Annotated in this window: 16 protein-coding genes; 13 read left to right on the forward strand and 3 right to left on the reverse strand. The window is 36.3% G+C overall.

Translation table 11 applies throughout. The features are described 5' to 3' along the window. Positions 1 to 546: 546 nt before the first annotated feature. Both G532_RS0104815 and G532_RS0104820 read left to right on the forward strand, forming a co-directional pair. Positions 547 to 1,233 (forward strand): BMQ_0737 family morphogenetic spore coat protein, encoded by a 687-nt coding sequence (locus G532_RS0104815; RefSeq protein WP_027963772.1) that lies wholly within the window; start codon positions 547 to 549, stop codon positions 1,231 to 1,233. Positions 1,234 to 1,330: 97 nt separating this feature from the next. Further along, positions 1,331 to 2,587 carry a surface carbohydrate biosynthesis protein gene (locus tag G532_RS0104820; protein ID WP_027963773.1) on the forward strand — a complete coding sequence of 419 codons (1,257 nt, stop codon included), beginning with the start codon at positions 1,331 to 1,333 and terminating at the stop codon, positions 2,585 to 2,587. Between the two features lie 103 nt (positions 2,588 to 2,690). Here G532_RS0104820 and G532_RS16005 read toward each other — a convergent pair whose 3' ends face one another. Both G532_RS16005 and G532_RS0104830 read right to left on the reverse strand, forming a co-directional pair. Continuing rightward, positions 2,691 to 2,831 carry a hypothetical protein gene (locus tag G532_RS16005; protein ID WP_156882538.1) on the reverse strand — a complete coding sequence of 47 codons (141 nt, stop codon included), beginning with the start codon at positions 2,829 to 2,831 and terminating at the stop codon, positions 2,691 to 2,693. Between the two features lie 103 nt (positions 2,832 to 2,934). Then, entirely contained in the window at positions 2,935 to 3,495 is a 561-nt protein-coding gene (locus G532_RS0104830; protein WP_027963774.1) for a hypothetical protein, read from the reverse strand. A gap of 244 nt (positions 3,496 to 3,739) precedes the next feature. On the opposite strand from G532_RS0104830, the gene G532_RS0104835 reads away from it, so the two are divergent. From G532_RS0104835 to G532_RS0104885, 11 genes are all read left to right on the forward strand, one after another. Further along, on the forward strand, positions 3,740 to 4,741 hold the full coding sequence (locus G532_RS0104835) for an SDR family NAD(P)-dependent oxidoreductase (RefSeq protein ID WP_027963775.1): 1,002 nt from the start codon (positions 3,740 to 3,742) through the stop codon (positions 4,739 to 4,741). 29 nt (positions 4,742 to 4,770) lie between these two features. Beyond that, a complete protein-coding gene (locus G532_RS0104840; RefSeq protein WP_027963776.1) occupies positions 4,771 to 6,267 on the forward strand; it encodes a glycosyltransferase family protein in 1,497 nt (498 codons plus the stop codon). 19 nt (positions 6,268 to 6,286) lie between these two features. Beyond that, complete coding sequence (locus tag G532_RS0104845) at positions 6,287 to 7,693, forward strand: CDP-glycerol glycerophosphotransferase family protein (protein WP_027963777.1); 1,407 nt, start codon at positions 6,287 to 6,289, stop codon at positions 7,691 to 7,693. A gap of 105 nt (positions 7,694 to 7,798) precedes the next feature. Next, positions 7,799 to 8,743 carry a dTDP-glucose 4,6-dehydratase gene (locus G532_RS0104850; protein ID WP_027963778.1) on the forward strand — a complete coding sequence of 315 codons (945 nt, stop codon included), beginning with the start codon at positions 7,799 to 7,801 and terminating at the stop codon, positions 8,741 to 8,743. A 19-nt stretch (positions 8,744 to 8,762) separates the two neighbouring features. Then, the gene (gene pseC / locus G532_RS0104855) at positions 8,763 to 9,965 is read left to right on the forward strand and encodes a UDP-4-amino-4,6-dideoxy-N-acetyl-beta-L-altrosamine transaminase (RefSeq protein WP_027963779.1); all 1,203 of its coding nucleotides are present in this window, start codon (positions 8,763 to 8,765) and stop codon (positions 9,963 to 9,965) included. 9 nt (positions 9,966 to 9,974) lie between these two features. Next, a complete protein-coding gene (locus G532_RS0104860; protein WP_027963780.1) occupies positions 9,975 to 10,706 on the forward strand; it encodes a cytidylyltransferase domain-containing protein in 732 nt (243 codons plus the stop codon). Between the two features lie 12 nt (positions 10,707 to 10,718). Beyond that, on the forward strand, positions 10,719 to 11,792 hold the full coding sequence (gene pseG / locus G532_RS0104865) for a UDP-2,4-diacetamido-2,4,6-trideoxy-beta-L-altropyranose hydrolase (protein ID WP_027963781.1): 1,074 nt from the start codon (positions 10,719 to 10,721) through the stop codon (positions 11,790 to 11,792). Then, a complete protein-coding gene (gene pseH, locus G532_RS0104870; RefSeq protein WP_027963782.1) occupies positions 11,792 to 12,358 on the forward strand; it encodes a UDP-4-amino-4,6-dideoxy-N-acetyl-beta-L-altrosamine N-acetyltransferase in 567 nt (188 codons plus the stop codon). Before pseG ends, pseH begins: the two co-directional genes overlap by 1 nt. Beyond that, positions 12,351 to 13,400 (forward strand): pseudaminic acid synthase, encoded by a 1,050-nt coding sequence (gene pseI, locus G532_RS0104875; protein ID WP_027963783.1) that lies wholly within the window; start codon positions 12,351 to 12,353, stop codon positions 13,398 to 13,400. The genes pseH and pseI overlap by 8 nt, the downstream gene beginning before the upstream one ends. Positions 13,401 to 13,556: 156 nt before the next feature. Then, positions 13,557 to 13,892 (forward strand): ion channel, encoded by a 336-nt coding sequence (locus G532_RS14790; RefSeq protein ID WP_342662645.1) that lies wholly within the window; start codon positions 13,557 to 13,559, stop codon positions 13,890 to 13,892. A gap of 167 nt (positions 13,893 to 14,059) precedes the next feature. Next, positions 14,060 to 15,250: a DUF4317 domain-containing protein gene (locus G532_RS0104885; protein ID WP_027963784.1), complete on the forward strand. Its 1,191-nt coding sequence runs from the start codon at positions 14,060 to 14,062 to the stop codon at positions 15,248 to 15,250. Positions 15,251 to 15,280: 30 nt separating this feature from the next. Here the strand turns inward: G532_RS0104885 and G532_RS0104890 are convergent, their stop codons facing one another. After that, entirely contained in the window at positions 15,281 to 16,000 is a 720-nt protein-coding gene (locus G532_RS0104890; RefSeq protein WP_027963785.1) for a DUF421 domain-containing protein, read from the reverse strand. Between the last annotated feature and the right edge of the window lie 144 nt (positions 16,001 to 16,144).

The raw sequence follows: 16,144 nt of genomic DNA on the forward strand, positions 1-16,144 counted from the left end.
TTTTCTTCATACATCATGCCGCCCTTTTTAGGGAGAATCTCCGAAGGAAATTGATCCTCATCTGCATATTTCTTTACTGTTTCCCAGCTGAAACCCGTTCTTTTTGATATTTCATTGATCGATAATGATTTCTCGTTTCTTAGTTTTTTGATATGATTAACTTCAGGCATTGCCAGCATCCTTTCATTCCCCTCCACCATTAATTGTTTAGTCACCATTAACGGTAGGGTGTTTTGATTGGGCTGGCAAGCCTTTTTTTTGCTTTTTGTCGATTACAGCGTTCTAAAGTTTTCTTTGCAATTCTCACTACTTTTATTTTGCACTATACAACATGTGCATTTTTTTGATTTAATAAATGAACTAATATGATTTTTAAGTAGTGCACTGACCATTTATATTTGATTATTGTTTGGAGCGGAGGACTATTATTAATAATATATTCACCTATCTCTTTAAATATCATATTATCTCCGCGTATTCATTAACGCATTATGTCTAGTAGGCATAAGCTATAATTGAAATCAATCTTTTGGAGGTGTTTGTAATATGCACGATGATAATTTGGATGTAGATCAAGAGCTTTTGTGTATAAATACAGAGAAGGTTTATGACTGGATACTGAATGAAGCTAACTTTGATCTGAGTTTAACTGATTTAGACTTACCTCTAAATCCGAATAATGGTGATGATCTAGAATGTGATGATATTGATCTGGACTCTGTTTCATGTGTGGTAAGTCCTGCCGAAATCGATCCAATCGTAATATTAGACAGAGAGGATCAAGAGTTTGTAGTAGATGGCGCAGAGGTAACTTTACAGCTTGTGAATATTCGCAAGAACTTTGAAGTAACTATTTTTGTAGACCTAATTCCTGAGCTTGGTGGTACAACTGTTGAGGTTGGATCTGCAGAATTTACACGCTGTGAGCAAGTAATTCTATGTGCACCAGATGGCACCGATATCGACGTAACGTATACTGATTTAGACTGCTTTGTTTGTACTGCATCTTGTGATACCGGTACTACAACAGAAGCGGATGAGTTGGATGTAACGGTAACTGTTCGTTTGTGCCAAAGTATACAATCAACATTTGATGTCACACTTGAGATTGTAGCTGGGTTCTGTCAGCCAAGAGATATTCTTCCGTTCCCTCCTTGCCCTGCACCTGCTATGCCACTTCAGTGTCCTGTCGTATTTCCCAACGGGGTCGCATCGAATGGAAATAATGGATAAAAACTCCACATAGAAATAAAGAGAGGTAATTTTTCCTCTCTTTTATTTCTGTGAAGATTAAGATGATTTAATTAGGAAGAAAGGATGTAGGAATGGATTGAATTTTAAAGGGTCGCTGTACTTACCTATAGAGATCAAAGTTCGGGAGCTGGATTCTAAGTTATTGTTAGCATATTATGCATCAAAACGCGGTTATCATGTTATTATCGGCGATCATATTTTAGTGGAAAACGCAGCTGACCATTTGCCTGCTGGTATATTTTTTTCAAAGGGATACCCACGTGGTTTTCGAAAGAAAGTTATAACAAATGCGAAACATTCCAGACATCATGTAGTCGAATTGGATGAAGAAGGTTTACTCGTTCAGGGAAATAATTATTTATCTGGAAGAATGACTTCTGAACTTCTTGATCTCGTGACGTATGAATTTTGTTGGGGGAAATATCAAAAAGATTTGATTACATCTGCTAATCCCGAAATGAACAATAAGTGTCGCGTCACAGGGAATCCTAGAATCGACCTGCTAAAGCCGAAATTTCAATCGATTTATGAGGAAGAAGTAGAGAAGTTAAAAGTTACTTATGGAGATTTCGTCTTAATAAATACGCGGTTCTCACGTTACAATACTGCAAAAGGAAAAAAGGAAAATCCTCATTTTCGACTCATTAAGAAGTTGTTTTATCTCTATATGGATATGATTAGAAAAACGTGTGATAGCTTTCCAGATCTAAATATAGTGATTAGGCCTCATCCAGGTGAATCGATGAAAACCTATCAACAAGCCTTCTCCTCTTATAAGAATGTTCATGTGATCCGCGAAGGCAATATTGTGAAGTGGCTAATGGCTGCACAAATTGTTATTCACAATGGGTGTACATCAGGTATTGAAGCGTTCCTTCTTGGAAAAAGACTTATTTCTTATGTGCCACCTTATTCAAGTGAGGACGAAATAAGTATGCCAAATCAATTAGGGGTAAAAGCCAGGAATGCACACGAGCTCCATAATTTTATCAAAATATTTTTGAAGGACGACAGAAGTGGTTATCTAGATTATTTTAGCGGTTTAAGTGAAGATGAATTATCTTATTATTGTAATTGGGATAAGGAAACGCATGCCTATGAATCGATTTTAAGTTTATGTGACACTATTCCATTACTTGGCTCTGAACCAGTAGGGACTTCTTTGCCAAAAAAAATACTATATCCTAAAGGAAAGAAATCGAAGAGACAATTTTCATTACAAGAGGAGGAAATTCAAGCCTACTTTCAAAAGTTAAATAAATTAGAGGACAATAGCTTTCCTGTAAAAATTACTAAATTAGCAAAAAATCTTTTTGAGATTCATAGTAGGTAGAACATTTTAATAGGGGGAAAATTCAAAGGTATAATTTCGCAAATGCTGCATGCGGAATTATACCTTTTTGGTGTAGTTAAATTTATTCTAGGTTTGGATTAACTTATCTTTTTTTCCCGCACCCGCAACCTCCACGTCTTGTAGTGTTATATTTCACACCAGGCGCAGTTAGATCAATCGGTTTATTTCTTCTTTCCTGATAACTTGATAAGTTCTCCTTATTACTTATGTCTCTTGCTTTCAAAGAATCATCTCCTTTCACATCTAGTATATTATAAGGAATTCATCAATTTTTGACAGGGCAATTGTAGGAACCTTTTCGTAATCTTTGCCTACCATATCTTGAATTATCTCATTCTAAATGATGGCGAAATAGCTTTAGGCATATGTTTCGTTGAGACGTATTGATTATTCAGCGAAGGCTTTGATCTATATCTTCTTGAAATGGATTGGTTCTTTTGTAACTTATCTTTTGTTTGTTTAGCGTTTGGGTTTCTTGGTTTGGGCTTTCTATATAATGATGAGTTTGATTTCTTACGTTGGTTATTGTTTGCTTGTGTTGTATTAAGGTCAGCAGGCGGTGTGATGTTCTGAAGTATATTTTGCAAAATACTATATTCTGACTGAAGCTTTACGTTTTCCTTATCGTCAATCAATAATTCTTTTAGTGCTATAAAATCTTTTTTACGGGAGGCAATCTCCTTCATTAACTTATCTATATTGGATTCTGTATGATCTACTATTTGCTTCATCTCTTCAAGCAGTTGTTTCTCTTCCTGTCCTTCTATTTTTCCTTTCATGCCTGTTAATTCCTCTTTTAACTCCTTGATCGCTAATAATATATTGCTTAATTCTATCTGTACATCGTTCATTTCCGCACCCTCATTTTGTTTCGATTTTTCTACCATTCAATCGATCTCCTTTCCGTTCAACCATTCCGATTTTTATCACATTAATATAATATTGAAGTTTTTTTAATATGTGATAGATGACCTAGTAAAGCGTCAAGAAGGGCAACTATTTTTGTTGTTAAAAGGGAAAATGGGTTGATTTAGTAGGCTTGAAGCTTTATCGGTTTGACTGAAAATGAAATATACATAAATAGAACACTAGTTAGGTAAACAGTTTGGTTAAGGAAAGGAGGACCCGTGAGTGTTTTATAAAAATAAAAAGATACTTATTACTGGTGGTACAGGAACAATAGGAAAAAGCATATTGAAATACTTACTAAAAGAACAAGTACAGTATATTAAAATATTTAGTCGGGATGAGTATAAACAACAACAGCTTCAATCAGAAATTGGTTACAAAGAAGAGGTACGATATGTTATTGGAGATATCAGGGAGTATGAGAGTGTTTTACATGCCATGGAGGATATTGATTATGTGTTTCACTTAGCTGCTATGAAACGAGTAGATGCTTGTGAAATGAACCCAGATGAAGCTGTGAAAACAAATATTCATGGAACGAAAAACGTGATCAGGGGTGCAATCGCACAGAGTGTTAAAAAGGTTATTTTTACAAGTTCAGATAAAGCTATTTCCCCAACTAATACGTATGGGGCTACTAAATTAATTGGAGAGAAAATGATTACGGCTACAGAATTTTATATAAAAAATCATTCTACCGTGTTTGCTAGTGTGCGCTTCGGTAATGTAATGGGGTCAAGAGGTTCGGTCATCCCTCTGTTTAAAAATAAAATCATTAATGATAAGAAAATAGAAGTTACTGATGAGAACATGACACGATTTATGATGACGTTGGTACAGGCAACTAATCTGACTGTTAAATCCTTAGAAGAAGCAAAAGGAGGAGAAGTCTATGTGTTAAAAATGCCTGTCATTAAACTAGGTGACTTAGCAAACATCTTAGTGGAAGAAGTGTGTGAAAAATATGGATTCAATCAAGCGGAAATCGAAGTGGAAGTTACTGGGCTGAAACCAGGGGAGAAATGGTATGAAGAATTAATGACTTATGATGAATCAAAGCTTGCATGGGAGCTAGATCATATGTTTTTCATTCCCGGATTTACGAACAGTTCTCCGCCTCGTAAAGCAAAAAAGGCTCTCCATGGAACCTATAGTTCTAGTGGCAAGCAAGCTCTTTCAATAGAAGAATTACGAATGTTGCTTAAAGAAGCGGGTTTGATTTAATAGAGAAAACTCAAGACAGGAGGTAAACCATGGATACACAAATAAAAAATTACTGGTCTTTGTATTTAGATTTTCTAAAAGACTTTGAAGCACTGACTTACAATGGGTATTCGATCCCTTATTTATTTGGTCATTTTTATAGCTTTGTTAGTAACAATAAAACTTTATGGAACGCATTAGCGGATAAGAAATTCTCTAAGCACTTAAAGATTCATGTAAATGATCGCAAAGAAGTGCAGGATGTCTTTAATCAGTTTACCTCAAAGCATCGAGGTAGCTTAAAACAGAAGCATAAAAGTGGTGCAGTAGTTTTTCATCAGGATAAACTGTTGCGTATTTCCCCTTTAGCTATTCGAAGGAATTTCTCTAATTCTAATACGATGATTCTTCAAGCAGGTACAAATAAAAGTAAACATTCCAATAAAAAAAAGAAACAAGGAAAATCTAGAGTTATTTCGGCTCCTCCAGCAGGAAAAACGAAGGCACCAGTACAAACAGTACCCAATAAGGTCTTCCATCATAAATTTCCTATTCGTTTTTTATCGAACTATAAAACAGCAACACCTGAATCGATTGCAAAAGTTCAAAATGATGCACGCAAAATTTTTCATGCACATAAAAATCATCCGTTGTATCAAGATGAAAATTTTCAAACGCACTTCTTGAGAACGATTCCAGAGATTATTAATAGACTTGAACAATCACGTCAATTTTTTAATACGCATTCTGTATCTTGCGTCGTCGTTTCTACTACTCATGGATATATTAGTAGAATTCTCGCCTTAGTAGCCTCTAGCAAGGGTATACCAACGATTTGCATGCAACATGGAATCATCGCTAGTGAATTCGGATATCTTCCCAAACTCGCTACTGTAGATGCTGTCTACGGGAAGTTCGAGGTGGATTGGTATAAAAAAATTGGTGCACCAAAGAAATCCATCGAAATAATCGGTCATCCGAGGTTCGATCAAGCTTTTGAACGCCTCACAGTGAATCGATTGAAGTTTGAGCGTCGTCTCGGGTTGAACTCCAATCGTCCGACACTAATGATTGTTTGTCGAGGGGAGCAGGATATAAAGTTATGGCGAACATTTATTGAAACAATAAAAGGGATGAAGATAAATATCATTATTAAAAACTACCCTAGCAAAACAGCTCACCCGTTAACAAAGGAATATGCTTTTGTTCATTCTACAGAAGGCTATTCTATTTATGACATTTTTCCTCATGTAGAAGCGGTTGTAGCTTATCCATCTACAGTTGGACTTGAAGCAATGCTTGCGAAAAAGCCAGTATTTATTTTGAATAATCAAGTAAAAGGCTATACAGATTATTACCTATCCTTAGACCGACTAATTCATTCAGACCCTAAGGTATTAGGGAAATTAATTAGAAAACACTTTAGTGATCCATCTTTTAGAAATTATGCGAGGGCAAGACAAAGAAGATTTCTGAAGTATGCTTATCCCGTTGTCACTAGTTCTTCAGAAAGACTTAAGCAATTAGTTACAAAGCTTACGAGATAGACTTTTCTAGGAGGTAATCATGAATACGTATATTAAAAATTATTGGTCATTATACCTCGAATTTATTCTTGATTTTCAAAAGGTGACATATAGAGGGCTTTCCTTATCATATTTGATCCACTTTCCTTCGTTGATTCGAAAAAGACCTGAAGTGTGGAATGCTTTTCATCAGGATGCATTTGCAGAAAGGCTGGCAAGACAAATTACGGACCAAAAAGAGTTCCAACAAATCTTTACGCAGTACTTTCAATCACATAAACAGTCCCCTTCAGCTAAAAAAGCAGAAGGGAAAGTAATAGTGATAGGTGACCGGCTGATTCGCTTACCAGATCAAACCTACCAAGACTACTTTCCCCCATCCAATACGGTGATAGTCAAAACTAGCAATAAAGAAAAATCAATAATAACTCCAACACGTATCCCTAATAAATATATTAGTGAATACCAAATTAATATAAAGAAGCAGAAGATCATTATTCAAAATCAGTTAAGACAGATTCTTAAAGCGTATAAAGGTCATCACCTATATGGTAAAGAGTATTTTCAGAAACTACTTCTAAGAAAAGCAGCTGATGTGGCCAATCAAATTGAGATTAGTAATCGAATGTTAGATGATGTAACAGCTTCTTGTATTATTATTTCTAGCCCTAATCATTTCAGTCGTGTTGTTGCATTAGTTGCAGCTGAACGAGGAATTCCAACCATTTGTATACAACATGGCATTGTCGCCAATGAGTTTGGTTACTTGCCAAAGATTGCGACAGTAGATCCCGTCTATGGTCAATATGAGGTCGACTGGTATAAAAAAATGGGTGCACCGGTTGAATCACTTGAGATCATTGGACACCCAAGATTTGACCAATTATTCGAAAATAAAATCCCTAATAAACAGAACATGTACAAAAAGTTAGGACTAAACACAAAAAAGAAAACCTTAATGGTTATTGTGAGAGGAAATCGTCACATAGAGAAGTGGAAAATTCTCCTAGATACGATTTCTAAATCAAAAGAACTCGATATGAATATATTAATCAAAGACTTTCCCAGTAATCCTTCCCATGAATTAGTTAAGCGTTATCCTTTTGCCCAGTCGACAAAAAATGAAGAACTTTATGATCTTCTACCTATTGTAGATGGTGTAATTTCCTATACTTCAACAGTTGGACTCGAAGCTATGTTAATTCATAAACCAGTCTTCATTATGCATACACGGTTACCGAGTTATACCGGTTACTTTGATGCTCTTGGAGAAGCAGTTCAGAAAGATCCTCAAAGGTTAGCGGTACAAATCATCAACTATTTCAATGATGAAAGTTGGAAAAAATCAATTGACAATGCGAGAGAGGAATTTTTGAAATATGCCTATCCTAATGTAGGTTCCTCAGGTAATCGTCTACAAGAGTTAGTGAATAGACTTAGCAAATGATACAGCAACTTAAAATAGGGATTTATGCTAGTAGATCTGCCATGAACTTGTTTTACTTGAGTGAATAAAATAAATGGAGAACGATTAGGAAGGAGTGTGAATAAGTTGAAGGTTCTTGTAACAGGAGGAGCGGGGTTTATTGGAAGATGGGTTGTAGACTTACTAATAAAAGATGGCCATCAAGTGTGGGTGTTAGATGATCTTTCCAATGGGCGTGTGGAAAATTTACAAGAGATCAAAACTGGTAAAAACTTTGTAGAGTTTGTAGAAGGAGACATTAAAGATACTCAAGTACTTCGTGAGTTGTTCCGAAATAAATTTGATGTTTGTTATCATTTGGCGGCGAGCATTAATGTACAGGATAGTATAGATCTTCCAAAAAAGACTTTCGATAATGATGTGATTGGAACGTTTAATATTCTAGAACAATGCAAGCATCACCAAGTAAAGATGGTGTTTATGAGTACATGTATGGTATATGAAATGGCGAAATCGAAAGATGGAATAACCGAACAAAATCCAGTAAAACCAGCGTCACCGTATGCCGGTTCAAAACTTGCAGCGGAGAACATGGTTTTATCCTACTATTATGCGTATGGTCTTCCAGTTACGATTATCAGACCATTCAATACGTATGGACCCTATCAGAAAACAGGGGGCGAAGGTGGAGTTGTTGCTGTTTTTCTTAAAAATAAGCTGGCTAATAAACCGCTACAAATTTACGGAGATGGGTTGCAAACGCGAGATCTCTTATATGTAGAAGATTGTGCGAGGTTCGTAGTTACTGCCGGTTACTCTGATCAGGTGAATGGGGAGATTGTGAATGCTGGACTAGGTATGGATGTCAGTATTAAAGAGCTTGCAAAATTAATTAGTGGAGATCATTCACGGATTAAATATGTAGAGCATATTCATCCACAAAGTGAAATTCAAAAGCTATTATGTGATTCCAGCAAGGCAAATAAACTGCTAGGTTGGCACCCGGATTTTGATTTAGAAACAGGGATTCGAAAGACGGAGGAATGGATTAAATCTACTACTCTGATTTAGGTCATGGAGAGGGAATAACATGGATAAAAAGAAAGAACTAGCGATTTTCGGGGGTACACCCATTAGAGATTCTTATTTACCTTACGGCCAGCAATGGATAGATGAAGAGGATATTCATGCAGTGGTAAATACGTTAAAAAATGATTTTATTACAACTGGACCTGCTATCGGTCAATTTGAAAAGGCTGTCGCAGAGTTCGTAGGTGCAAAATATGCTGTAGCTTTTTCGAGTGGCACTGCTGCTTTACATGGAGCTTGTTATGCTGCAGGAGTCGGAAAGGGAGATGAAGTAATCACTTCAGCTATGACTTTTGCAGCAACATCAAATAGCATCTTATATATGGGTGGTTCGCCCGTCTTCGCAGATATTGATCCCCGAGCATATACAATTTCCCCAGAATCTATTAAAAATCTCCTTACTAAAAATACTAAAGCGATTATAACTGTTGATTTCACTGGGCAGCCATCTGAATATGATGCGATCATGTCTTTGGCAGAAGAACACAATTTAGTAGTAATTGATGATGCGGCACATGCTTTAGGTGCTAATTATAAAGGGGAATATATTGGAACCATTGCAGATATGACTATGTTCAGCTTTCACCCAGTTAAACACATCACTACAGGTGAAGGTGGCATGATTACAACAAATGATGAAGCGCTCTATAAAAAGTTAGTGGATTTTAGAAGTCATGGGATCATCCGTGATTCATCGAAAATAAAAGAAAAGAATAAACCTTGGTATTACGAAATGCAATCACTTGGATTTAATTATCGAATGACTGATCTGCAAGCTTCTTTAGGAGTAAGTCAAATGAAAAAATTACCTTTGTTTCTGGAGAAAAGAAAGTCATATGCAAAGAATTATACTTCTGCATTGGAACATTTAAAGGAGATCGTAACTCCATATCAAAGGTTTGAAAGTAGTTCAAGTTGGCACTTGTACATCATTCGCTTAAAACTAAACAAATTGAATGGCACCCGTGAGGAAATATATAAAGCATTACAAGCAGAAAATATAGGGGTGAATGTTCACTACATTCCCGTTTACTTTCAGCCCTATTATCAACACCTGGGTTATAAAAAGGGGTTATGCCCTCATACCGAAAGTCTTTACGAAGAGGTAATAACCCTTCCGTTGTTTCCGAAAATGACTAATAGGGATGTCGAGGACGTAATCGCTGGAGTGAAGAAAGTTATTTCATATTATGCTGTGGAGTGAGAGAAAACGATGAAAAAAGTTGGAATTATACAGGCTCGAATGGGATCAAGTAGATTAAAGGGAAAGGTTCTAAAGGAAGTTCTTGGAAAGCCATTGCTTGCCTATCAGGTCGAACGTATAAAACGCTCTACACTATTAGATGAGGTAATAGTTGCTACTACGGATCAAGCAAGGGATGACGAAATCGTAGAGCTATGTCAATCACTCCACCTTCCCTTTTACAGGGGAGAGGAAGAGGATGTGTTAGATCGATATTATAAAGCAGCCAAATATCACAGGGCTGATGTCATAGCACGATTTACTGGCGATTGTCCGGTTATTGATCCACAGGTTATTGATACAGTTATGAAAAATTATTTGAAACAAAAGGACGCTGTACAATACGCTTCCAACACATTGCAACGAACTTATCCCCGTGGAATGGATACAGAAGTGTTTTCGTTTCAAGCACTAGAAGCGTCGCATGCTCAAGCGAAGTCAAAGATTGACCGAGAACATGTCACGCGTTATATAACTACTCATTCGAGTTCTTTTAAATTATTTAATGTTACTCACAATAAAGATTATAGTTCTTTTCGATGGACAGTGGACACACGGGAGGATTTTGCCCTTGTGAAAAATATGATCGAAGCAATCTATCCAGTCCTACCACACTTTACAATGGAAGATTGTATTCATTTGTTAGAGAAGAAACCTGCATGGAAACAGATCAATTCCCATATTGAACAAAAACGAGAATGAAAGCGTGAGAACATGAATATTTTTATTCGAACAGATGCCTCCGTGGATATCAGCACAGGTCATGTCATGCGTTGTTTAGTACTTGCAGAAGATTTACGCCAACACCAGTGTCATGTAATTTTTATATGTAGAGAGACTTCAGGTCATATGATAAAGGTTATAGAACAAAAGGGGTTCGAAGTATGGACTTTACCGCAATACAAAAACGCACAAACAAATTTACAAAAATGGATCGAGAAGAATTGGGAAACAGATGCAAAAGAAACGATTGAGTTACTATCCAAACAGGTGAAAGTAAGCTGGCTAATTGTGGATCATTACTCACTTGAAATCAAATGGGAACGAATGATCAAGCCGTATGTAAATCGTCTGATGGTAATCGATGATTTAGCAAATCGATTACATGAATGTGCGCTTTTATTAGACCAAAATGTAGCCAAAATGGGGCCGTGTAAATACTTGAATCTAGTCACAGAAGGCACGGTGGTTTTATCGGGTCCGAAGTACTGTTTACTCAGACAAGAATTTAGAGAGAAAAGATGTACGAGAGCTAGGAATGGAAAAGTGAAAAGGATTTTAATTTCTTTTGGAGGGAGCGATCCAACAAATGAAACTTTTAAAGTGCTTCAAGCGATTCATGTCATGGATCGACCCGAAATCATAGTAGACGTAGTGATTGGGGACACAAACCCGAACTTCTCGGATATAAAAGATATATGTGAATTCATACCTGAAGCAACTATTCATTTCCAAGTTGATTATATAGCAAAACTGATGTTTCAAGCAGACTTGGCTATTGGGGCTGGTGGGAGTACTACTTGGGAGCGTTGCTTTATGGGATTACCTTCATTGACTATTGAGACTGCAGATAATCAATCTGAAATCTTATCCTTGCTTTCAGAAAGGGGAGTGATTGAACACCTTGGAAAGAGTGAGGATGTGAAGCCAATGGACATAACAGCCCGACTTCAGCATTTGATGAATTCCCCTCTCAAGGTGAAAAAAATGGAGAAAGAAGCCCGGTCAATAATGAAAGATTTTGATGAAAGTGCACTAGTTAATCTATTACTCAAAGGAGAAGAGTGATGGTTAGTATAGATGAATTTCAATTAAAAGAACTAACTTCTAATGATTTGTTTTTAGTGTTGCGCTGGAGAAATTCAGATCGAATTAGATCCGTTATGTACACTGAAAAACAAATATCATGGAGTGAACACTATAAGTGGTACCAGAAAGTAAGTGCGGATTCTAGGTTGAGAGTATGGATCTTCTATAGATTCGCTCAGCCATTAGGATTAGTGAGTATTTCTAATATTAACCCGGAACATTCCAGGTGTTATTGGGGGTTTTATATTGGAGATGATTCCGCCCCTAAAGGCTCCGGAACAATTATGGGGATGTTAGCATTAAATAAAATATTCGAAGAAATTAAATTGAATAAAGTTTGTGCTGAAGTGATCTCAACAAATACTGGCAGTCTATCTTATCATAAAAAGTTAGGGTTCAAAGAAGAAGGTTTGTTTAAAAATCATTTAAGAAAAAATAACAACTACGTAGATATCATTCCAATGGCGATTTTTTCAAGTCAATGGGAGATTTCAAAAGATAAACTATTCAAAAGGTATAATAGAAAGGGGGAAGAAAATGAATGAAATGAAAATAGGTGAACGCAAAATAGGTTCAGGTAATCCACCTTTTATCATTGCAGAAATGTCAGGGAATCATAACCACTCCTTAACACGAGCACTAGAGATTGTAGATGCTGCTGCAAAAGCTGGAGCTGACGCAATAAAAATTCAAACCTTCACTGCAGAAACGATGACGCTCGATGACGCAAGAGAGGAATTTATTATTCAAGATGATAACAGCCCTTGGAACGGTCAATCGCTATTTGAGTTGTATAAAAAAGCGCACACTCCATGGGAATGGCATCAACCTATATTTGACCGCTGCAAAGAATTAGGAATGATCGGTTTTAGTACCCCATTCGATGAAACAGCAGTCGATTTCTTGGAATCCATTCAAACCCCTTGTTACAAAATTGCCTCTTTCGAATGTACAGATCTACCTTTAATAAGAAAAGTTGCCCAAACTAAAAAACCAATGATTATCTCAACCGGCTTGTGTACTGCTGGGGAGATTGAAGAAACAGTTAATGCCGCTCGGGAATCAGGTTGCGAAAATTTAATTCTACTAAAATGTACTAGTACCTATCCGGCAACGCCAGAAAACACTAATATACGCACAATTCCTCATATGAGAGAACTTTTCCAATGTGAAGTAGGGTTATCAGATCATACGATGGGGAGTGGGGTGGCTGTAGCGAGTGTGGCATTAGGAGCAACAGTCATTGAAAAGCATCTTACCCTTTGGCGCAGTGATGGTGGAGTAGATGCAAGTTTTTCCTTAGAGCCTGATGAACTCTTAAACCTGACAACGGAAGTACAAAGGGCATGGCAAGCACTCGGCGGAGTAACGTATGGTGCGACTAAAGAGGAAGAAGCCTCTATGAAATATCGCCGTTCACTTTATGTTACGAAAGATATGAAGGAAGGGGAACGATTCACAAAAGAAAACCTAAAAGCAATTCGGCCTGGACATGGAATACCTCCAAAGTATTATAATGTGCTGTTAGGGAAAAAAGTGAATCGTGATGTCAGAAGAGGTATTGCTGTCACTTGGGATATCGTATGATAAATTTAATAGAAATGGTGAGTACTCTTTGCAGTACTTACCATTTTTTAGTTAGAACCTAGCATAGGTTAAATTGTATTAAAAGGTTACATATTGGTTTCTTAAAAAGGTTTATCGACTTTTAATTCAGGAGATTTAAATAGGAGGAGGGGTTAGATGGCGACATTATTAATAGCATTAGCAGGTATTTTTATTGTGGTGAATTTGTATTATTTCTTCACTAACAAGTCTTATAAATACAGTTATTTTAGTTCGGTTTTGTTCATGAAATTATTCATTGTATTAACCGGAATCACGGTAGGTTTCGGTGTTTTATATTATGCATTAGGAATTAATAATGTAGTAATTGAAACCAATTCAGGAGATCCTGCTCCAGTAACATTCCTAAATGCATTATATTTTAGTGGTGAAACAATCCTCTCCGTTGGTTATGGGGATCTTGTGCCGGTTGGGCCAGCACGATTTTTTGCGTTGGTTGAAGCAAGTATTTAGGTGTACTTCTTCCAACAGCTTATTTTATGAAAGCATTAGGTACATCTAATGAGGAAAAAAATAAACAGTAACCTATTTTCTAGGCTCATATCATGTGATTTCTATGATAAGATGAGTAGATGTGTGCCAACTTAACACACCGAAAATCTACATAGGGGTGCTAGAACATGAATAAAAAAGACATCGCAAATATAAGAAAACAGTTTAAGTTAGATAATGAATTAATGAAAATCAATGATATTTTTAACGTTTATATTATGAAAGAATCTAGTGAAATTTATCACTATCAGAGTTTAGCTTTTGACCTGTTAGAAGAAGAGCAGAAAGAGTTGTTTATGAACAATTTTAAAAAAGTACTTACAGGTCAGTTAGATGAAAAGTTATTCGAATTAAAATTTCAAAGAGATGTAGAAAATAGTAGCCAGCTTATGTTGCATCAAGGGCTTTTGGGTCAAAGCGCAGAGGACTGGACAGCTGAAATGCTTAAAATTGTCGAGAAGATGTTGAATCATCAACAGTATGAAATGGATATCGTTGTCACGTTTATTCGCGGGGAATACCGAAAGCCGATGAAAGCGAGTAATGCAGAAGCGGAAGAAAGCGGTCTGGACACCGTTTATTCTCATCCATTTATTTTATGTAGTATGAATAAGACACAAGAACCGAAAAAGGAATTGTTATTTGATTATGTGCAGAAAGAATTCAAATATAATGTTGTTGTAGACCCGATTATTGATTTGAAATCACCTATTTCCGGTTTTTTATTCCCAACCATTACGGATAATGCGCAAGACGTTAATCATATTTTATACGCCTCTGGAAAAGCGAATGAGCTAGATGAGGAATTTATCGAAGAAGTAATTAATGCAGAAGAGATCATGACTGCCAAAGAAGATAAAGGTGTGTTTGAAGAGATAGTGAAGCGGGTTTCTGGAAACCAAATCAACACCTCAACTCTCTCGCAAGTTTATGATGAAGTGCACCGAACCATTGAAGAAAACGAGGAAGAAGAAGCACCGAAATTAGATTATAAAGATGTCGAACGTGTGCTGACTAGTAGTGGTGTAAAAGATGTTGATTCAGAGAAAGTAGAAACAGCTTTTAAACAAGTCATCGATGACGAAAAATATGAGATAAAAGCAAATAATATCGTTCCAAAGTATACGTCTAAGTCGATTAAGATAAAAACGAAAATTGCAGATATCTCTATTAGTCCCCAAGATCTAAAATATGTTCGCCAAGTTCAGATGAATGGAAAGCTTTCTTTAATGTTAGAAGTAGAAGAAAACACTGTTATTGACGGCTTTGAAATGATTCCAGAAGTCTTATTTAAAAAGGCAAAGGATCAAGACAAGTAAGTTGTGAGGTAGCAATTAGAAACTTGAGATTTAATGTCTGATAAAAGGTACATTTGTTTTAACATTAGCTGGAGAAACGAATAGTTCTAATTGATTGTTGATGGAGGCGAAAAACACTTCATCAACTTTTTTTATACCTTTCTTTTCTAGTTCTTGATATACCCACCTGCTGGAGAGTCCAAATTGTTGTAATACATTTTCGTAAACTTCGCCTTCCATAATAACAGGAAATTGCAGGTTGGAGGATTTAGATAAATTTAGATCTTCAATGGTAACTCCTAAATGCGCAGGCTTCTTCAAGACACTTAATGCACCATTAGCTTCGATTGTTGCTGTTTCTACCTCACTTACATCAAAGACATCTTTTTCACGTAGCATTTGCAAAATACTATCAATGGAATAACTTTCTTTTTTCAAGTTCTCAGGCAACAACTTTCCATCTTGGATGATCACGGTGGGTTCAAATGTTAGTAGTTTTCCAAAGCGCCTATTCTGAAGTTTTAATTTGGACACAATCTTTTGAATAACCCCAATTAAAACTACTGCAAATGCAGTAGGTAAATGATTCACACCAGGATCAGCAATATCTGCACCAACAATGGATCCTAATGTGATTATTATGAGGAAGTCAAAGATAGGAAGCTGGCCAACAGCTCTTTTTCCCATATAAATGATGACAATTAAAAGTAAAGGGAGAATGGTAATTATTCTTCCAAAAACAACTAATAGGTCCCATAGCGTTTGATTCATTCATTTAGTCTCCATCTTTTTTATTTACATTTTAGACACGTTTAAGCTCTAATATACCTTCAATATGGTGTATGAACTGGTAGAAACATATGTCTAAATACCTCTTCCAAAAATTTCAGTATTCCGAAAATTCGATTTTCTAGT

The sequence above is a fragment of the Halalkalibacillus halophilus DSM 18494 genome (genome assembly GCF_000423105.1).
In the GTDB taxonomy this organism is placed as follows: domain Bacteria; phylum Bacillota; class Bacilli; order Bacillales; family Alkalibacillaceae; genus Halalkalibacillus; species Halalkalibacillus halophilus.